This is a genomic window from Streptomyces sp. NPDC051907 (genome assembly GCF_040681075.1).
In the GTDB taxonomy this organism is placed as follows: domain Bacteria; phylum Actinomycetota; class Actinomycetes; order Streptomycetales; family Streptomycetaceae; genus Streptomyces.
Window position 1 is genome coordinate 17,371 of record NZ_JBFAYB010000086.1, and the last position, 19,687, is coordinate 37,057.

Here is a 19,687-nt window from a genome sequence, read left to right on the forward strand (position 1 = left end):
TGAGCCTAACGGGCCTCAAGGGCTGTCTCGTCTGCCGTCTCGCCCAGCAGGATGCGCTCCAGCTCGGCGCGGCCGGGGAGGGAGGCGGGGCGGACGGTCTCCCCGGTGCGCACATAGACGAACGCGGCGGCGACGGCGTCGAGCGGGAGGCCGTGGAGCTCGGCCCAGGCGAGGCGGTAGACGGCGAGCTGGAGGGGGTCGGCGGTGGGGGTGCGGCCGGTCTTCCAGTCGACGATCTCGTACGCGGGCGCCGCCTCGTCCGCGGGGGCGGTGCGGTAGACCGCGTCGATGCGGCCGCGGATCACCCGGCCCGCGAGGGTGAGCTGGAAGGGGAACTCGACGCGGTACGGGGTGCGGCGGGCGTACGGGGTGCGGTCGAAGGCCTCCTTGAGCGCGGCCAGGTCGCGCTCGTCGGCGATCTCCGGGTCGTCCGCCTCTCCGCCGGGGAGCTCGTCCGGGCCGAGCATCGGGAGCGGCAACTCCTCGAACCGCGACTCCACCCACGCGTGGAAGCGGGTGCCCCGGCGGGCGGCGGGCTGCGGGGGCCGGGGCATGGGACGGGCCAGCTCCTGCGCGAAGCCGTCGGGGTCGGCGGCGAGGCGCATCAGCTGGGAGGCCGACAGGGAGGCGGGCACGAGGACGTCACGGGTGGTGGCGCGGGTACGGCGGAGCTCGCGGGTGAGGGCGTCCAGGTCGCGGTCCCAGGAGGCGATGGTGCGGGCGTCTTCGGGGGGCAGAGGGGCCTGACCCACCAGGCTGCCGGGTGCGTCGACCTCGCGGCGCGGGCGGGGCATGGCGGGGACGGCGGGCTCCGAGGCGAAGGCGGCGGGCTCGGGAGGGAGAGCGGAGGACTCCGGGGCGAAGGCCGCGAGCTCCGGGGCGGCGGCTTCAGGGGCGGATGCGGCCTCTTCCGAGACGGCGGGGTCGGATTCCGGATCGGCGTCGTCCCATGGGGGCGGGGGGAAGTCCTCCTCGTCCCAGAGCGGGGGCTCGGGGACGTCCTCGTCCAGGGGCCCGAACTCGAAGGGGTCGCCCTCCGGAGCGTCTGCGGGCAGCGGTACCGGGAGGGAGTCGGGGGCGGCGTCGGAGGCGGCGTCCCATGAGGCCGCCGTGAAGGACTCCATGAGGGACAGGACCCGGTCCGCCGCGGCGCGGCGGCGGGCGAGGGACGTCTCGTCCAGGGGCAGCGGCCAGGCCTGGTCCGCGTGAGCCGTATGGAGGGCCGGGTTCTCCGCGTCCTCCTCGGGCTCGTCCGTCCACACCTCGATCTCGCCGAAGCCCTTCGCGCAGTGGTCGTACAGCGCGTGCAGAAACGACGACGGGCCCCGGCGGCGCTTCTGGGTGGGTCCCCACCAGTGAGAGGAGGCCAGAAGCAGGGAGCGGGGGCGGGTGAAGGTGACGTACCCCAGGCGCAGTTCCTCCGTGTGCTGGTGGTCCTTCATCGACTCCTTGAACGCCTTGAGGCCCTTCGCGTCCCAGGACTCGACGTCCGGGAGGGTCGCCGCGTCGCCGCGCAGCGCGTGCGGGAGGACCTTGGCCTGCGAGGTCCACGCCTCGCGCGCCTGGTCGCTCGGGAAGTGCTTGGCGACCAGCCCGGGGACCGCGACGACGTCCCACTCCAGGCCCTTGGACTTGTGGGCCGTCAGCACCTTCACCGTGTTCTCGCCGCCGGGCAGGGCGTTGTCCAGGCCCTTCTCGTACTGCGCGGCCGTGCGCAGGAAGGCGAGGAAGGCCAGCAGCGTCGCCTCGCCGTCGAGCGCGGCGAAGCCCGCGGCTATGTCCAGGAAGTTGCCGAGGGTCTCGCGGCGGCGGGCGGCCAGGGCGTGCGGCGAGGCGGAGAGCTCGACCTCGAGGCCCGTGGCGTTCAGAACGCGGTGCAGGACGTCCATCAGGGGGTCGGCGAGGGAGCGGCGCAGGTCGCGCAGCTCGGCGGCGAGGCGCGCGAACCGGACCCGGGCCTCCGCGGAGAACGGCAGGCCGTCGTCCTCGCCGTCCGCCGACTCCAGGAACGTGTCGAGCGCGTCGGCGAGCGAGACGACCTCGGCCGGGTCGGTGCCCTCGACGGCCGCGGCCAGCCGTTCGTCCGCGTCGGCGCCGTCGGGCGCGGCGCGGTGGACCAGGAGCCGGGCGCGGCGGCCGAGCAGCGCCAGGTCGCGTGGGCCGATCCGCCAGCGCGGTCCGGTCAGCAGGCGTACGAGCGAGGCGTTGGCCCCCGGGTCCTGGAGGACCTCGCACATCGCGACCAGGTCGGCGACCTCGGGCAGGTGGAGCAGCCCGGACAGACCGACGACCTCGACCGGGACGTCTCTGGCGACCAGCGCGCCCTGTATCTCGGCGAAGTCGCCCGCGGTGCGGCACAGGACCGCGATCTCTCCGGGCTCCTTGCCCGTGCGCACCAGGTGGGCGATCGAGTCGGCCAGCCACTGCGTCTCCTCCGCATGGGTGGGCAGGAGGGCGATGCGGACCGATCCGTCGCGCTCGGCGCCGGGCGCGGGGCGCAGCGCCTCCACGCCCGCGTGCATGGCGCGCAGCGGGGCGGCGAGGCCGTTGGCGAGGTCGAGGAGCCGGCCGCCGCTGCGGCGGTTCTCGCTGAGCGAGAAGCGGTCGGCGGGGCGGCCGTCGGCGTACGGGAAGTGCACGGGGAAGTCGTCCAGGTTGGCCACGGAGGCGCCGCGCCAGCCATAGATGGCCTGGCAGGGGTCGCCGACCGCGGTCACGGCATGGCCGGTTCCCTGGCCGAACAGGCCGGACAGCAGCAGCCGCTGGGCCACCGAGGTGTCCTGGTACTCGTCGAGCAGCACCACCCGGAACTCGTCCCGCAGGATGCCGCCGACCTCGGGCCGGGTCAGGGCGAGCTCGGCGGAGAGCGCGATCTGGTCGCCGAAGTCCAGCAGGTCGCGGGCGCGCTTGGCCGCGCGGTAGCGCACGGTCAGCTCGAGCAGCTCCCGGCGGGCGGCCGCCGCCTCGGGGACTTTGCGCAGCTCGGCGTTGCTCAGCCGCGCGCTCTCCAGGGCGCGCAGCAGCTCGGAGTCGTACGCGCCGAGCTGCTGCGGTCGTACGAGGTGCTCGGCGAGCTCCGAGTCCAGCGCGAGCAGATCGCTGACCAGGGACGGGAACGACTTGGTCAGCGAGGGGTACGGCCCGGGGGCCTCCCGCAGCACCCGCGCGGCCAGTTGGTAGCGGGTGGCGTCGGCGAGCAGACGCGAGGTCGGCTCCAGGCCGATGCGCAGCCCGTGGTCGGTCAGGAGCTGGCCGGCGAAGGCGTGGTACGTGGAGATGCGCGGCTCGCCCGGGGGGTTGTCCGGGTCGATGGCGTCGGGGTCGGTCACCCCGGCGCGTACGAGAGCCTTGCGGACGCGCTCGGCGAGCTCGCCCGCCGCCTTGTTGGTGAACGTGAGGCCGAGGACCTGCTCGGGGGCGACCTGGCCGGTGCCGACGAGCCACACCACCCGGGCGGCCATCACCGTCGTCTTCCCCGACCCGGCTCCGGCCACGATGACCTGCGGGGCGGGCGGCGCGATGATGCAGGCCGTCTGCTCCGGGGTGAAGGGGATGCCGAGGAGCTCCTTGAGCTGCTCGGGGTCGGTGATGCGTGCGGTCACCCCAGAGAGGCTAACGGGGGCCACTGACAGCAGCGGCCCCCATCGGCTTCAGCCGGGTCTCGCCCGGCTGCGCGTGCGTCAGGCGCCGCCGCCCGCTCCGCCCAGCTTCTCGAGGTCGACGATCTCGGAGGGCGGCGGGGCCACGGCCTTCACGGGCTTGTTGTAGTCCGTGAGCACCATCGTGCCCGGCTCCTCGCCGCCGTCCTTGACGAGCTTGAGCAGGTAGGGCTCGCCCTCCTTGGCGACGTACATGGTCGCCGTCTCGCCGTTGGCCTTCTTCTTGACGAGGGTGGCCGCGCTCTGGCCGTTGACCTCGGCGTCGGGGCCCTTGGTCATGCCCTTGCGCTCCGACTTGTCTTTGTCCATGTCGCTGAGCATGGACTCGAGGTCGCAGACGCCGTCCATGTCCTTGTCGCTGCCCGGAGGCATCTTGATCCAGCGACCCTTCATGATCTCGACGACGCCGTCGGCCTCGGCGTCGGGCGCGCCCTCCTCGCTCATGGAGGCGCGCCAGAACTTGTCGTCGCCCTTCATGTACATGGTCTTGCTGACCTTGCGGAGCTCGGCGTTGCCGCCCTGCACGCCCATCTTGCCCGTGCACTCGCCCTTGTCGTCCACGGCGAAGTCGACGGACATCTGCTCGCCGTCGCTCTTGATGTTGCCCACCATCCTGATGGACTGAGCGGACTTGGTGGCGGTGATCGCCTTCTCGCCGATCTCGTCGGCGCTGAGTCCCGCGAACGGGTCCGGGGCCTTGGAAGTGGTGGCGGCCGCCGGCTCCTTCTCCTTGTCGCCGGAGCCCTTCGCCTTGCTGTCGCCGTCCTTCGAGCAGCCTGCCAGGCCGGCGATCACGGTCGCGCAGACCACCGCCGAAACCAGGAACCTCTGCTTGGCCGCCATTTTTTCTCCCTGCCATGTCGATGCGCTTATCGCATCCTTATGCGACTTCCGTTGGGCCTCATTGGATGCACTCAGGGGCTGTGATGTGTGCCACAACACCTGTCATTCAACTATTTGGCGGCCTTCCGGCTGCGCGCTGCAAGAGGCGCGGAAGGAGCAATGAGCGCAGTGCTGACCGGCGTTGGGCGTGAAGCGCTCGTCCAGGACGCGGCCGGCGGCGGTGGCGAGCAGCTCGCCGACCCACTCCCCCGCTTTCGCGGGCGCGGCAGGCGTCTCAGGCGTCTCCGGCCTCTCATGCGTCTCAGGCGCGGTCGGCTCGCCCGACTCGGCCGAGTCCACCGGACCGGCAGGCTCCACCGGGCCGTCGGGCGCGGCCGGACCGTCGGACGCTGCCTTGTCGCCCCTGTCCAGTGACGGGGGCGCGAGCGGCTCCTGCACCTGCACCTTGGGCAGGTCCTCGCCGCCCTCCTTCTTGGGCGCGGCCTGGCGCAGCTGTACGAGCTCCGCGCCGCCCGGCTCCGGGCGGCGGCCGTCGAAGGCCGCGTCCACCGCGCCCTCGCGCACCGCGAGCTGGTAGACGGCCAGCTGGGGGTGGCGGGCGACCTCGTCCTTGGTGGGGGCCTGCTTGCCGGTCTTGAAGTCGACGACGTAGGCGCGGCCCTGCTCGTCCTGCTCGACGCGGTCCATAGAGCCCCGGATGCGCACCTCGTACTCGCCGGCTTCCAGCGTCACGTCGAAGTCGTGCTCGGTGGCGGCGGGAACGCGGCCGCCCCGGTCCATGACGTGCCAGCGCAGGAAGCGCTCGAGCGCCACGCGCGCGTGCTCCTTCTCCTGCTGCGACTTCCATGGAGCGTCGAAGACGAGGGCGTCCCACACGGAGTCGAGGCGCTCCATGAGGACGGCGAGGTCGGCGGGGGTCTGTCCGGAGGCGACTTCGTCGGCGAGCACGTGAACGACGTTGCCGAACCCCTGGGCGGCGGTGGCGGGGGCGGCGGCCTTCACCTCGCGGCCGAGGAACCACTGGAGCGCGCAGGTGTTGGCGAGCTGGTCCAGGGCGCTGCCCGAGAGGGTGACGGGCTGGTTCCGGTCGCGCAGCGGAATCGCGCTATGGGTGGCGTCGTACAGGCCCCACCAGCGGTAGGGGTGCGCGGCGGGGACGAGCGGCTGGCCCTCGTCGTCGGTCAGCGCCGCGAGCCGGGCGAGCCGGAGTGCGGCGGCCTCGCGCAGCGCGTCGGGCGCCTGGGGGTCCACGGTGGTGGCGCGCAGCTCGGCGACGAGGGCGGCCACGGCGAGCGGGCGGCGGGGGCGCGCGGTGACGTCCTTCGGCTCCGCGCCCAGCTCGTCGAGGAAACGGGAGGGCTGGTCGCCGTCGTCGGCGGGCGCCTTGACGGCGGTGACGACCAGGCGCTCGCGGGCGCGGGTGGCTGCGACGTAGAAGAGGCGTCGCTCCTCGGCGAGGAGGGCGCCCGGGGTGAGGGGCTCGGCGAGGCCGTCGCGTCCGATGCGGTCGGCTTCGAGGAGGGAGCCGCGGCGCCGGAGGTCGGGCCACAGCCCCTCCTGGACGCCCGCGACGACGACGAGGCGCCATTCGAGGCCCTTGGAGCGGTGCGCGGTCATCAGGCGTACGGCGTCGGGGCGGACGCTCCGCTTGGCCAGGGTGTCGGCCGCGATGTCCTGCGCCTCGATCTCTTCGAGGAAGTTGAGCGCACCGCGGCCGCCGGTGCGCTCCTCGGCGCGGGCGGCGGTGTCGAACAGCGCGCACACGGCGTCGAGGTCGCGGTCGGCGTTGCGGCCGGCGGGGCCGCCGCGGAGGGCGGCGCGCTCCAGGCGCTGCGGCCAGGGGGTCCCGTCCCACAGCTCCCATAGCGCCTCCTCGGCGGTGCCGCCGCCTTCGAGGAGCTCGCGCGCCTTGCGCAGCAGCGCGCCCAGGCGCTGCGCGGCGCGGGCGTACGCGGGGTCATGGGCGACGAGCCGCTCGGGTTCGGCGAGGGCGCGGGCGAGGAGCTGGTCGGAGGGCGGGGGGACGCGGTTGCCGCCGGCGCGCTCCTCGTCCCGCAGGGCGCGGGCGAGCCGGCGGAGGTCGGCGGTGTCCATGCCGCCGAGGGGGGATGCGAGGAGGGCGAGGGCGGTCTCGGTGGAGAGCCAGGGTGTGAGCTCGGGGTCGGGGGCGGGGGCTTCGGGCTCGGTCCCTGACGCGGGCTGGGGCTCGGCATGTGCGGCGGCTTCAGGCCCGGCCTCGGGCTCGGGGGTGCCATCCGACGCGCTTTCAGGCTCGGCATCCGAGGCGGCTTCGGGTTCCGCCTCGGGCTCGGGGGTGCCATCCGACGCGGTTTCAGGCTCGGCATTCGACGCGGCCTCGGGCTCGGGCTCAGCCTCCGACGAGGCCTCGGGCCCGGTGGGCACGTCGGCGCCTGCCTCGTCCCCCGTCTCGGCCTCCGTCTCGGTCTCGGCCCCCTCGTCCGCCGCCTCGCCCGTCGCCGGTTCCCGCCCCTCTGCCGTCGCTGGCGCTGCCGCTGCCGTCGCTGCCGTCGCCACCGCGCGCAGCGCCGTCAGCAGCGGTGCGACCGCCGGCTCGTGGCGGAGGGGGACGTCGTCGCCGTCCGTCTCCAGCGGGACTCCCGCCGAGGTCAGGGCGCGGCGAAGGGAGGGGATGGTGCGGCCGCCCGCGCGGACCAGGACCGCCATCTCGCTCCAGGGGACCCCGTCCTCGAGGTGGGCGCGGCGGAGGATGTCGGCGACGCTGTCGAGCTCCGCCGAGGCGGTCGGGAAGGTGTACGCCTCCACCCGGCCGCCGTCGCGGACCGCCGCCAGCTCCCGGTGGGCGCGGACCTTCTCTGCGGGGAGGCGGTTGAGCGGCATACGGCGGGTCAGCAGGCGGGTGGCCGCCAGCAGCTGCGCGCCGCTGCGGCGGGACGTCGTCAGCACCGCCACGTCCGACGGGCTGCCGTCGGAGTGCCGGAACCTGTCGGGGAAGTCCAGGATCCCGTTCACGTCGGCACCGCGGAAGGCGTAGATCGACTGGTCCGGGTCGCCGAAGGCGACCAGGGTCCTGCCCTGCCCGGCCAGCGCCTGCAGCAGCCGCACCTGGGCCGGGTCGGTGTCCTGGTACTCGTCCACGAACACCGCGTCGTACGCGTCGTAGAGCGAACCGTGCGAGCCCGGCGAACCGTGCGGCGTCCCGCCCGGCGACCCGTCCGCCGCGCCCTCCGCCAGCAGCACCGCCCGGTGCACCAGCTCCGCGTAGTCCAGCACCCCCTGCGCGTCCAGCACGTCCAGGTACTCCGCCAGGAACGAGGCGGCCGCCCCCCAGTCGGGGCGGCCGGTCCGCGCGGCGAAGCGCGCCAGCGCATCGGGCCCGAGCCCCAGCTCCCGGCTGCGCGCCAGCACCGCCCGCACCTCGTCGGCGAACCCCCTCGTCGTCAGGCACGCCCGCAGTTCGTCAGGCCACTGGTGCCGGACCAGCCCTTCGCGCTCCAGATCGAGCTGGCCTGCCAGCAGCTCCCGGACCGCGACGTCCTGCTCCGGACCCGACAGCAGCCGCAGCGGCTCGGCGAACAGATCCGCGTCCTGGTGCGCGCGGACGAGGGCGTAGCAGAAGGAGTGGAATGTCGTCGCCTGCGGCCCGCGCGCCCCGCCGAGCCGCAGCGCCATCCGGTCGCGCAGCTCCACCGCCGCCTTGCGGCTGAAGGTGAGCACCAGGATCCGCTCCGGGTCCCCGCCCTGCGCCACTCGCGCGGCCACCGCCTCCACCAGCGTGGTCGTCTTGCCCGTTCCCGGCCCGGCGAGCACGAGCAGCGGGCCTTCGCCGTGGTCAACCACGGCGCGCTGTGCTGCGTCCAGCAAAGGAAGGGCCACCGAGCCCGGTGGGGTACGCACCAGTCGGTACGCGCCCGGGGACCTCCCCCGGCGCCCCTGCGGGCGTGGGGGGACCCCCTGCCGTACCTGATGCTTGTACGGCGTACGTCCGGCGGTGGAGGAGGAGCTCACGTGGATCGTCGGTCCTGGTGGGTGTGCTGGTGGTGAGGGAGCGGTCCGTGCCGCGCGCTGACGACGCTACGCCAGCGCCTGGCGGGGGCGCAGCGAGTCCGTCCCGTACCCCTTACGGGCCTCCGAGTCCCCGCGCGACCCCCGAAAGGCGGAAGCTGTCATATGTGAGCGCCGTCGACCGCACCACCGCCGCCGTCCCAACGCGCGCGCTTCATGTCGAGGCGCGGCACGTGGCCCTCGGCGCTGGGCCCGGCCTCGCGCAGCGGGGTGCCCTCGGTGCGGTAGTGGCCGAGGGCGCGCAGCTCATGGCCGACGAGCAGCACCCCGTCCGAGCGGACCACCCGCCACCAGGGCGCCGCGCCGCCGTACAGCGCCATCACCCGGCCGACCTGGCGCGGACCGCCCTCGCCGAGCCACTCCGCGACATCGCCGTACGTCATCACGCGGCCGGCCGGGATCAGCTCGGCGACCTCGAGCACCCGCTCCGCGTACTCCGGCAGCTCATCCATCCGACCCATCCTGCCCCACCGCACCGACAACGCCCCGGCCAGGCAGAACGGGCGTCAGATAACAAAGCGACGTATGTTGCTCACCTCACGCCCCCGCAATACACCCTGATGCCCCCCTCTGTCGTTCGCTCATGCCACCATCATGCGGGCGGTGACTGGTGATACGAGATCAAGAAGAGACCGAGACGGCGAAGGAGCAGGGCGTGCAGCCTCCTCAGGCGGCGAGCACCTCTGAGCCCGAGTCGCACCCGGACGCGCCCGCTTCGTACCCAAATGCACCCGCCGCGCAGGCCGGCGGAGAGAACGCCGACTCCGGCCAGGAGGACGGCGAGGCCCCTCCCGCGGCCAAGGCGGGCTCCGACGCCGACAGCCGGGCGGCTGACGCCGAGGGCGGCGAGGCCGATCAGGACGCCGGCGGCGCGAACGACCCGAAGGACACCAAGGCCACCAAGGACGCCAAGAGCGCCACGAGCGCCGAGGACGTCGACGCCCTGGACGCGTCCGACGCCGTGATCCGCGCCGACCGCGTCTCCGGCGACGAGCCGCTGCTGGCCGCCCGCGTGCACCGCCCCTCCGATCTGATGCGGCTGCTCATCGGCGTCCTCGCCATCGCCGTCGTTCTCGCCGTCGCCGCGTTCGCCCACGGCACCACCTCGGGCCTCGAGCAGGACATCAACAAGGGCACCGGGAACGCCCCCGACCTGGTGGTCAAGATCGCCGGTCTGGCGTCCAGCATCGCCGTGCTGCTCGTCCCCGTCGCCTTCGCCATCGAGCGCCTGGTCAAACGCGACGGGCTGCGCATCGCCGACGGCGTCCTGGCCGCCGTGCTCGCGCACGGCGTCACCCTCGCCACCGACCTATGGGTCGCCAAGGGCGCGCCGGGCACCCTCCAGGACGCGCTGACCCAGCCGCAGGGCGGCGGCCTCACCGACCCGGTGCACGGCTATCTCGCGCCGGTCATCGCCTATATGACGGCCGTCGGCATGGCCCGCAGACCGCGCTGGCGCGTGGTGCTGTGGGCGGTGCTGCTGCTCGACGCCTTCGCGATGCTCGTCGCCGGCTACACCACAGCCTTCTCGATCATCCTCACCGTGCTGATCGGCTGGACCGTCGCGTACGGCACCCTGTACACCGTCGGCTCGCCGAACGTACGCCCCACCGGCCAGAACCTGCTGGCCGGTCTGCGCCATGTCGGCTTCCGCCCGGTGACCGCCATGCGCGCCGAGGAGGACGTCGTCGACTCCTCCCGCTCCTCCGGCGCCACCTCCGCCGAACAGGGCGACCGCGGCCGGCGCTATCTGGTCTCCCTGGAGGACGGGCCGCCGCTGGACGTCACCGTCGTCGACCGCGAGCAGCAGGCCCAGGGCTTCTTCTACCGGGTCTGGCGCCGGCTGACCCTGCGCTCCATCACCACCCGCCGCTCCATCCAGTCGCTGCGCCAGGCGCTCGAGCAGGAGGCGCTGCTGGCGTACGCGGCCATCGCCGCCGGCGCGAACGCCCCCAAGCTGATCGCGACCTCGGAGCTCGGCCCCGACGCCGTGATGCTGGTGTACGAGCACCTCGGCGGCCACAGTCTGGACTCCCTGGAGGACGACCAGATCACCGACGACGTGGTGCGCGGCGCCTGGCGCCAGGTGAAGGCCCTGCAGTCGCGGCGCATCGCGCACCGGCGGCTCACCGGCGACGCGATCCTGGTGGATCGTTCCGGCAAGGTGATCCTGACCGACCTGCGCGGCGGCGAGATCGCGGCCGGCGAGATCGTGCTGCGTATGGACATCGCGCAGCTGCTGACCACCCTGGGGCTGCGGGTCGGCGCTCAGCGCGCGGTGGCCGCGGCGGTCGAGGTGCTCGGCCCGGACGCGATCGCCGACTGTCTGCCGCTGCTCCAGCCGATCGCGCTCAGCCGCTCGACCCGGGCGACGCTGCGCAGGCTCGCCCGCGAGCGGTCCGAGCGCGAGCGGGAGGCCGTGCTGGAGGCGTCCGCCGCCGCCAAGCGGGCTCGTACGGAAGCCGCCGAGGCGGCGGACGAGGGCGTCGTCGCCGTCGACCGGAAGGGCGACGAGCGCAAGGGCGACGACCGCAAGGCGGCGCGCAAGTCCGAGCGGCTGGAGCGACAGGCCGACAAGCGCGCTATGGACGAAGCCATGGACGAGGCGCGCGAGGAGGACCTGCTCTCCCAGATCCGCCAGCAGGTGCTGCTGATCCGCCCGCAGGCGCCGGTCGAGCCGGTCCGTCTGGAGCGAATCAGGCCGCGCACGCTGGTCAGCATCATCGCCGGCGCGATCGCCGCGTACTTCCTGCTCTCGCAGCTCGCGGGCATCGACTTCGCCACGGTCTTCGACCAGGCGCACTGGGGCTGGGTGGCCGGCGCCTTCGTCTTCTCCGCGATCAGCTACCTCGCGGCGGCGATGAGCCTGCTGGGCTTCGTGCCCGAGCGGGTGGCGTTCCGGCAGACCGTGGTGGCGCAGGTGGCCGGCTCGTTCGTCAAGATCGTCGCCCCGGCGGCGGTCGGCGGCGTCGCGCTGAACACCCGCTTCCTCCAGCGCTCGGGCGTACGGCCCGGGCTCGCCGTGGCCAGCGTCGGCGCGTCCCAGCTCTTCGGGCTCGGCGCGCACATCATGCTGCTGCTGGCCTTCGGCTATCTGACCGGCACGGAGAAGACGGCGTCGGTCGCGCCCTCGAGGACGGTGATCGCGGGCCTGCTGACCGTCGCGGTGCTCGTGCTCGTGGTGACCGCGATCCCCTTCCTGCGGAAGTTCGTCTCGACCCGGCTGCGCTCGCTCTTCGCGGGCGTCGTGCCGCGCATGCTCGACGTGCTCCAGCGGCCGGTGAAGCTGCTCACCGGCATCGGCGGGATGCTGCTGCTCACCGGCGCCTTCGTGATGTGCCTGGACGCCTCGATCAGGGCCTTCGACGACGGCAACCAGACGCTGAGCTACGCGAGCATCGCCGTGGTCTTCCTGGCGGGCAACGCGCTCGGCTCGGCGGCGCCGACTCCGGGCGGCGTGGGCGCGGTCGACGCCGCCCTGCTGGGCGGTCTGCTCCTGGCCGGGCTGCCGTACGAGGTCGCGGCGCCGGCGGTGCTGCTGTACCGGACGCTCACGCTATGGCTGCCGGTCCTGCCGGGGTGGTTCGCCTTCAACCACCTGACCCGCAAGGGCTCGCTGTAGGCGGAGCCGTACGCCCCGTCCCGCGGCCGCGCACGATGAGCGCGCTATAGCGGTCGAGGTGGGCGCCAGGCCTCCGTCCGCCGCCCTTTCCCCCGGAAGCCGTACGACCCCGCCCTGCCGCGTGCTGCCGCCCCGGCCGTCACCCGGCTGCCACCCGCATGGAACGTCCGAACAGGCGGTCTTTGTTCGACCGGAGCACCATGGTGCCCATGCCCCATACGTCCCCTCCGCGCGCCGTCGCCCTCGCCTCCGCCGCCGTGCTGCTGGCACTCGCCGGATGCTCCAGCGACAGCGGCCAGGCCAAGGAGAAGGACGACGGAGGGGCTGAGGGGCTGACGGCGCTGGCCCAGCAGGAGCTCGAGTGGCAGCAGTGCCGGGCGCCCTCGGAGGCCGAGGGCGGCGGGCCCGCGCCCTCCCCGCTGCCGGGCGGGACCCAGTGGGAATGCTCGTTCATGGACGTTCCGCGCGACTATGACGATCCCGACGGCGAGACGATCGAGCTCGCCCTGATCCGCGCCAAGGCCATCGAAACCGACAAGCGGATCGGCTCGCTGATCTTCAACTTCGGCGGGCCCGGCGGCTCCGGGGTCTCCACCCTGCCGTCCGCCGCGGCCGACTACGGCACTCTGCGCACCCGCTACGACCTGGTCAGCTTCGACCCCCGCGGGGTCGGCCGCAGCGTGGGCGTGGAGTGCGAGGACGACAAGCAGCTGGACGCGTACTTCGCGCAGGACTGGACGCCCGACGACGCCGCGGAGGAGAAGACCCTCACCGGGAGCCTCAAGGACTTCGCCGACGCCTGCGAGCAGAACTCCGGCAGCGAGCTCCCCTACGTCGGCACGGAGAACGCGGCGCGCGACATGGATCTGATGCGCCAGGTCCTCGGCGACGACAAGCTCTACTACTTCGGCATCTCCTACGGCACGGAGCTGGGCGGCGTCTACGCCCACCTGTTCCCGAAGAACGTCGGCCGGGCCGTCTTCGACGCCGTCGTCGACCCGACCAAGAGCGCGAAGGGCGGCGCGCTCGGCCAGGCCAAGGGCTTCCAGCTGGCGCTCGACCACTTCACCGAGGACTGCGTGCGCAGAGGCGACGACTGCCTGCTCCCGGGCTCCACCTCGCGCGAGATCCAGGACTGGATCATGAGCTTCCTCCAGGGGCTCGACGACAAGCCGATCCCCGGCATCGGCGACCGGATGCTGACCCAGAGCCAGGCCACCAACGGCATCGTGCAGTCCTTGTACTCCCGGGAGTACTGGGAGCTGCTGGAGCAGGGCCTGGACGAGGCGGAGGGCGGCGACGGCGCGCTGCTGCTCGCCCTCTCCGACGCCATGACCGGACGCAGCCAGAACGGCCACTACAGCAATATCCAGGCGGCCAACTCGGCCATCAACTGCGTCGACTACAAGGAGCGTTACTCGCTGGAGGACACGAGGGCCGCGCTGCCGGAGTTCCGCCAGGCGTCCCGCGTCTTCGGCGACTCGCTCGGCTGGGGCCTGCTGGGCTGCACCGAGTGGCCGGTCCCGGGCGTCTGGGCCCACCCCGACGTCTCCGCCCCCGGCGCGCCCCCGATCGTGCTCGTCGGCGCGACCGGCGACCCGGCGACCCCGTTCGAGGGCACCAAGGCGATGGCCCAGGCTCTGGGCAAGGGCGTCGCCGTCACCGTGACCTACGACGGCGAGGGGCACGGCGCTTATAACGGCGGCAGCAGGTGCGTGCAGAAGGCCGTGAACACCTACCTCCTCAACGGCAAGCCGCCCGCCGACGGCACCGTCTGCCGCTAGCCGGGAAGTTATCCACAGGCAAAGCGCCCCCTCGGCCGCCCCACCTAAGATATCGAAACAATCTTCGAAGCCTGGGGGGCACAAGATGACATATCGGGTACGGGCGGGAGCTCTGGCCTCGGCTGCCGCGCTGCTCGCCGGGCTGGCCGTCGGCTGCGACAGCGGGGAGGGGGACGGATCGAGGGACGACGGCAAGAGCAGCGCCGCGCCGTCCTCTCCCGCGAAGGCCGCGCCGAAGCCGGACGAGCCGAAGCTGCCGGCGCTGCCTGCCTCGCTCACCGGCCAGAAGCTCGACTGGAAGGCCTGCAAGGCCCCGGTGAAGGCGCAAGGAAGCTATGCGAGGGCGCCGGGCGGCGAGTGGCAGTGCGCCACGCTCAAGGCGCCCCTCGACTACCGCAAGCCCACCGGCGACACGATCGGCATCGCCCTGATCCGCGCGAAGGCCGAGAACACGTCGAAGCGGATCGGCTCCCTGCTGTTCAACTTCGGCGGGCCCGGCGGCTCCGGCGTCGGCGCCCTGCCCGGCGCCGGGCAGGGCTTCAAGACCCTCCAGAGCCGCTACGACCTGGTCAGCTTCGACCCGCGCGGAGTGGCCGAGTCCGACGCGGTGGTCTGCCGGGGCGACAAGGAGACCGAGGCGGCCCTCCGCGTCGACTTCACCCCGGACACGGCCGCCGAGGAGAAGACCTACCTCGACGACTCCACGGCCTTCGGCGCGGGCTGCGCGACGCGGTCCGGCCGTGTGCTGCCGCATGTCGGCACCGTCAACGCCGCCCGCGACATGGACCTGATGCGCCAGGCGCTGGGCGACGAGAAGCTGCACTACCTGGGCTTCTCGTACGGCACCGAGCTGGGCGGCGTCTACGCCCACCTGTTCCCGGAGAACGTCGGCCGGCTCGTCCTGGACGCCGTCGTCGACCCCACCGCGGACTACACCGGGCACTCGCGCAACCAGGCCGTCGGCTTCCAGCGCGCCCTGGAGAACTACTTCAAGAGCCGGGACATCAGCGCGAAGGACGGCACCGCGCGCGTCGTGCGACTGCTCGAGCAGCTCGACCGCAAGCCGCTGCCCACCGACGAGGGCCGCACCCTCACCCAGAGCCTCGCGCTCACCGGGATCATCGTGCCGCTGTACTCCCAGGACAACTGGCCGATCCTGACGGATGCGCTGAACGAGGCGGAGAAGGGCGACGGCACCCGGCTGCTGCAGCTGGCCGAGTCGTACAACGACCGCGACGAGAACGGCCACTACGGCACGCAGAACCACTCGCAGCGCGCCATATCCTGCGCGGACGTCAAGGGCCGGGTGACGGCCGCCGACGTCAAGAGCAGGCTGCTGGCCGACTTCACGAAGGCGTCGCCGGTCTTCGGCCCGTATCTGGCCTGGGACCTGGCGGGCTGGTGCGCCGACTGGCCGGTCAAGGGCGAGTGGGAGACGCCCGAGGTCTCCGCCGAGGGCGCGGCCCCCATCCTGGTCGTCGGCACGACGGGCGACCCCGCGACGCCGTACGAGGGCGCGCAGAAGATGGCGGACGAGCTGGGCGCGGGCGTCGGCGTGCTGCTCACCAACAAGGGCGAGGGGCACGGCGCATACGGCAACGGCTCGTGCGTGACGAGCACGGTGGACGCGTATCTGCTGGACGGCAAGGTCCCGTCGAACGGCAAGACCTGCTCGTAGGCGACGCCTGCCCGGCGCCTGCCCGGTGCCTGCCTCTCGCCTGCCCGGCGCCGGGCAGGGGTCAGGCCCCGGACCGTGTCGCGATCCGGGGCCTGAAGGCCAAGTCGCCGTCAGCGGCGGGCGTCGCCGCCTATGGGCGCCGCGGTCAGTAGACCGGCTTCTCGGGCTCGATCTGGTGGACCCAGCCGATCACGCCGCCGCCGACGTGCACCGCGTCCGCGAAGCCCGCGGACTTGAGCACCGCGAGGACTTCCGCACTGCGGACACCCGTCTTGCAGTGCAAGACGATCTTCTTGTCCTGCGGGAGCGCCTGAAGAGCCGTTCCCATCAGGAACTCGTTCTTCGGGATCAGCTTCGCGCCCGGGATCGAGACGATCTCGTACTCGTTGACCTCGCGGACGTCGATGATCTCGATGTTCTCGCCCTCGTCGATCCACTCCTTGAGCTGCTTGGGAGTGATCGTCGAGCCGGCCGCAGCCTCCTGGGCCTCCTCGGACACGACGCCGCAGAAGGCCTCGTAGTCGATGAGCTCGGTGACGGTGGGGTTCTCGCCGCAGACCGCGCAGTCGGGGTCCTTGCGGACCTTGACCTGGCGGTACTGCATCTCCAGGGCGTCGTAGATCATCAGTCGGCCGACCAGCGGCTCGCCGATGCCGGCCAGCAGCTTGATCGCCTCGTTGACCTGGATGGAGCCGATGGACGCGCAGAGCACGCCCAGCACGCCGCCCTCGGCGCAGGAGGGGACCATGCCCGGCGGCGGGGGCTCCGGGTAGAGGCAGCGGTAGCAGGGACCGTGCTCGGACCAGAAGACGGAGGCCTGGCCGTCGAAGCGGTAGATCGAGCCCCACACATACGGCTTGTCGAGCAGCACGCACGCGTCGTTCACCAGGTAGCGCGTGGCGAAGTTGTCCGTGCCGTCGACGATCAGGTCGTACTGGCTGAAGATGTCCATCACGTTCTCGGCTTCGAGCCGCTCTTCGTGCAGGACCACGTTCACGTACGGGTTGATGCCGAGCACCGAGTCCTTGGCGGACTCGGCCTTGGACCGGCCGATGTCGGCCTGGCTGTGGATGATCTGGCGCTGCAGGTTCGACTCGTCGACCTCGTCGAACTCCACGATGCCGAGCGTGCCGACACCGGCCGCGGCCAGGTACATGAGGGCGGGCGAGCCGAGGCCGCCGGCGCCGACGCAGAGCACCTTGGCGTTCTTCAGGCGCTTCTGCCCGTCCATCCCGACATCAGGGATGATGAGATGACGTGAGTACCGACGGACCTCGTCAACGGTGAGCTCAGCAGCTGGCTCGACCAGGGGTGGCAGCGACACGGGCACTCCAGGGTCATCCCCGCGTGCGCGGGGCACAAATCGATGGTCGTTGTCCCCGTAACACTGCCACGCCCCCCTTCATTCCGAGACACCCGGTCCGATCTGCGAGACGAATTCGTCCCAGTAACCGGGCAGGGACGTAAATGGGCTGTTATGCCCGTCTCGCTCCCCATGGTCGGTGAAGAAGATCGTCCCGGCGCCCTGCCAGCGGGCGATCCGGGTGGCCTCCTCCAGGTGTGTGCGCGGCACTCCGTGGACGAAGTGGGCGAAGCGCTCCGGCGGGTAGTCCGCCGTCCACTCCGCCACCTGCGACCAGCGGTAGTCGGCCCATGGGCCGCTGAAGGTGACCAGTTGGTCGGCGGCCTCCGCATAGCCGGGGTAGGGGTGCTCGCCGTGGCCGAGCACCAGGTGCCCGCCGTCCAGCACCGCCTCCAGCGTCGCCGTCGTACGCCGTACCTGCGGGAGGTCGGCGCGGTCGGTCGGGCAGCGGTCCAGCAGGAAGCCGTCGACGCGGTACCAGTCGAGGAACTGGTGCGCGTCGGAGACGAGGTCGCCGAAGGCGCGCGAGCCATGGGCCGCGTCGAGATGGCCCAGGACGCGGACGCCCGCGTTGCGCAGCCGGCCCGCGGCCTCCAGGCAGTGCGGGTCGGGGCGGTCGCCGGGGCCGTTCGCGACGTTGAGGACGACCCAGTGGAGCGGGGTCCCCGGGCGGGTCAGCTCGGCCCATTCGACCGGGGCGAGCAGCGGGTGCGCGTAGCCGGGGACACCGAAGCCGAGCCGGTCGGCGCCGGTCGCCGAGAGCTGGGTGTCCGCGGTGGTCAGATGCGACATGCCGCCTCCATCCAGATGTCGGCGAGGGACTCCTCGAGATTGATGCGGGGCCGCCAGCCGAGCCGGTCGCGGGCGGTCCGCACGTCTGCCTGCTGCCAGCCGCCGCAGCCGTCGGGGTACGGGGCGGGGGTCGCGCTGAGGTGCTCCAGCACGGACTCGGAGCGGGGGGCGCCGATGGCGGTGCGCCCCGCGGGCGCGTCGAGCTCGTGGAGGGCGCCCGCGTAGCCGGCGACCCTGGCCAGGACGGCGGCCGCGTCCCTGAGCCGGACGGCCCGCCCGGTGCCGATGTTGACGACGCCCTGCGCGGCGGAGAGCGAGGCGGCATGCACGGCGCGCGCCACGTCTCGTACGTCGACGAAGTCGCGCTGCACGCCGAGGCCGCTGAGCTTGAGCTCGCCGTCGCCGGACTGCATGGCGCGGCGCATCGCCTCGGCGAGGCGCCCGAGCGGGGAGCCCGCCGGGGTGCCGGGGCCGACGGGCGAGAAGACCCGCAGGACGACGGCGTCCAGGCCCGCGCCGAGGACCAGCTCGGTCGCGGCGAGCTTGCTCACTCCATAGGGGCCGCCGGGGCGCGGAACGGCGTCCTCCGCGGTGGAGGAGCCCTGCTGGGAGGGGCCGTACTCGGAGGCGCAGCCGATCTGCACGAGGCGGGCGCCGCAGCCGCTGCGGCGCAGGGCCTCGCAGACGGTGGCGACGGCGACGGTGTTGTGCCGGGTCAGCTCGCGGGCGCCGCCGCGGGTGGCGCCCGCGCAGTTGATGACGACGCCGGGGTGGACGGCGCCCAGGAAGCGGGTGAGCGCGCCCGGGCTGCCGCCGGCGAGGTCGAAGCGTACGTCGGCGTCGTCGCCGCGCCCGAGGGCGGTGAGGTGGACGGCGGGGTCGGCGAGCAGCCGGTCGGCGACGAAGCGGCCGAGGAATCCATTGGCACCGAGCAGGAGCACCCTCATCGCGCGGCCGCCCTTCGGGGCCGACGAGCCGGAGCTGGGGGTTGGGGGGTCATGTCGCTTTCTCCTTAGGGGTGTTGCCGTAGGCGCCGGTTTCGGGTGCCGGTTCGGGTGCCGGGTGCGCCCGCGGTGTCGGCTCCGCGGGAGCTGGCGGGTCGCAGGTCAGGTGGTGTGCGCCGAGGCTCGGGACAGGGCCGAGGTCGCGTGGGCGAACAGGGCGACGGCGGCGCCGCCGCAGGCGAGGGCGGGGACGGCGCCGGGCCCCCAGGCAGCGACGACGGCCTCGAGGGGGCTCGCCAGGAAGCCACAGCCAGGCAGCCGTCCGGCGAGCAGCAGCGCGAGGACCCCGGCCTCGACGGCGCAGGCGGCGGCCAGGCCGACGGACGCCGATTCGGGGAAGCCGTGGACGACGAGCAGCCGTGCGAGGAAGAGCAGGGCGCCGAGGGCGAAGGCGGGGACCAGCGCGTGGTGCGGGAAGACGAGCGCGCCGAGGACGACGAGCGCGGCGAGGGCGCAGCCGTACAGCGCTGCGGCGCCGATCAAGAGGGGGCGCACGCCGGAGGCGAACTCCTCCAGTCCGCGGCTGCCGTCCAGCCTGCGCCGGGCGTGCACGGAGAAGAGGCGTGCGCACCAGGCGGCGGGGGCGACGGCGAACGCGAGGCCGAGGAGCGGCGCGGGGGTCACGGGCCAGGGCCCGTCGGGGCCGCCGGCGACGATCTCGGCGAGCAGCCCGTCGCCTGCCACCGCGTACGCGAGGAGGAAGAGCGTCCATAGACGTGCGGAACCCACTGAGCGGGCGGTGCGGACGGCGGCACGCAGCGGCCCGCGGCGCAGACAGAGCACCAGCGCGACGGCCGTGGCGTGGATCCCTGCCCACCAGTAGAGAGTTGTACCCCATCCAGCGAACGCCCATCCGAAAATAGCAGCCAGTGACGCAAGCCACCCAGTTCCGTCACTG

The 19,687-nt window shown here is 73.1% G+C and carries 10 protein-coding genes and 1 pseudogene; 3 read left to right on the top strand and 8 right to left on the bottom strand.

Translation table 11 applies throughout. The features are described from left to right. Positions 1 to 5 precede the first annotated feature (5 nt). From AB0M39_RS32210 to AB0M39_RS32225, 4 genes are all read right to left on the bottom strand, one after another. A complete protein-coding gene (locus AB0M39_RS32210) occupies positions 6 to 3,602 on the bottom strand; it encodes an ATP-dependent DNA helicase (protein WP_365369999.1) in 3,597 nt (1,198 codons plus the stop codon). 78 nt (positions 3,603 to 3,680) lie between these two features. Next, the gene (locus AB0M39_RS32215; RefSeq protein ID WP_365370001.1) at positions 3,681 to 4,502 is read right to left on the bottom strand and encodes a hypothetical protein; all 822 of its coding nucleotides are present in this window, start codon (positions 4,500 to 4,502) and stop codon (positions 3,681 to 3,683) included. A gap of 102 nt (positions 4,503 to 4,604) precedes the next feature. Beyond that, positions 4,605 to 8,489 carry a UvrD-helicase domain-containing protein gene (locus AB0M39_RS32220; RefSeq protein ID WP_365370003.1) on the bottom strand — a complete coding sequence of 1,295 codons (3,885 nt, stop codon included), beginning with the start codon at positions 8,487 to 8,489 and terminating at the stop codon, positions 4,605 to 4,607. A 158-nt stretch (positions 8,490 to 8,647) separates the two neighbouring features. Then, complete coding sequence (locus tag AB0M39_RS32225) at positions 8,648 to 8,998, bottom strand: MGMT family protein (protein WP_365370005.1); 351 nt, start codon at positions 8,996 to 8,998, stop codon at positions 8,648 to 8,650. A gap of 203 nt (positions 8,999 to 9,201) precedes the next feature. Here AB0M39_RS32225 and AB0M39_RS32230 point away from each other — a divergent pair, with 203 nt between their 5' ends. From AB0M39_RS32230 to AB0M39_RS32240, 3 genes are all read left to right on the top strand, one after another. Further along, positions 9,202 to 12,168: a lysylphosphatidylglycerol synthase transmembrane domain-containing protein gene (locus AB0M39_RS32230; protein ID WP_365370007.1), complete on the top strand. Its 2,967-nt coding sequence runs from the start codon at positions 9,202 to 9,204 to the stop codon at positions 12,166 to 12,168. Between the two features lie 209 nt (positions 12,169 to 12,377). Continuing rightward, a complete protein-coding gene (locus tag AB0M39_RS32235; RefSeq protein ID WP_365370009.1) occupies positions 12,378 to 13,952 on the top strand; it encodes an alpha/beta hydrolase in 1,575 nt (524 codons plus the stop codon). Positions 13,953 to 14,037: 85 nt separating this feature from the next. After that, positions 14,038 to 15,630: an alpha/beta hydrolase gene (locus tag AB0M39_RS32240; protein ID WP_365370011.1), complete on the top strand. Its 1,593-nt coding sequence runs from the start codon at positions 14,038 to 14,040 to the stop codon at positions 15,628 to 15,630. A gap of 145 nt (positions 15,631 to 15,775) precedes the next feature. Here the strand turns inward: AB0M39_RS32240 and moeZ are convergent, their stop codons facing one another. From moeZ to AB0M39_RS32260, 4 genes and pseudogenes are all read right to left on the bottom strand, one after another. Next, the gene (moeZ, locus tag AB0M39_RS32245) at positions 15,776 to 16,954 is read right to left on the bottom strand and encodes an adenylyltransferase/sulfurtransferase MoeZ (protein ID WP_365370013.1); all 1,179 of its coding nucleotides are present in this window, start codon (positions 16,952 to 16,954) and stop codon (positions 15,776 to 15,778) included. Between the two features lie 78 nt (positions 16,955 to 17,032). Next, positions 17,033 to 17,785, bottom strand: a complete 753-nt coding sequence (locus AB0M39_RS32250; RefSeq protein WP_365370015.1) for a spherulation-specific family 4 protein — start codon at positions 17,783 to 17,785, stop codon at positions 17,033 to 17,035. After that, a complete protein-coding gene (locus tag AB0M39_RS32255; RefSeq protein WP_365370017.1) occupies positions 17,773 to 18,732 on the bottom strand; it encodes an NAD-dependent epimerase/dehydratase family protein in 960 nt (319 codons plus the stop codon). Before AB0M39_RS32255 ends, AB0M39_RS32250 begins: the two co-directional genes overlap by 13 nt. A 159-nt stretch (positions 18,733 to 18,891) precedes the next feature. Beyond that, a pseudogene (locus AB0M39_RS32260) lies at positions 18,892 to 19,687 on the bottom strand (hypothetical protein); the annotation flags it as partial.

Coding starts and splice junctions, on each gene's coding strand:
- AB0M39_RS32250 (WP_365370015.1), bottom strand. CDS start 17,785: ATGTCGCATCTGACCACCGCGGACACCCAGCTCTCGGCGACCGGCGCC.
- AB0M39_RS32255 (WP_365370017.1), bottom strand. CDS start 18,732: ATGAGGGTGCTCCTGCTCGGTGCCAATGGATTCCTCGGCCGCTTCGTC.
- AB0M39_RS32235 (WP_365370009.1), top strand. CDS start 12,378: ATGCCCCATACGTCCCCTCCGCGCGCCGTCGCCCTCGCCTCCGCCGCC.
- AB0M39_RS32240 (WP_365370011.1), top strand. CDS start 14,038: ATGACATATCGGGTACGGGCGGGAGCTCTGGCCTCGGCTGCCGCGCTG.
- AB0M39_RS32215 (WP_365370001.1), bottom strand. CDS start 4,502: ATGGCGGCCAAGCAGAGGTTCCTGGTTTCGGCGGTGGTCTGCGCGACC.
- AB0M39_RS32225 (WP_365370005.1), bottom strand. CDS start 8,998: ATGGATGAGCTGCCGGAGTACGCGGAGCGGGTGCTCGAGGTCGCCGAG.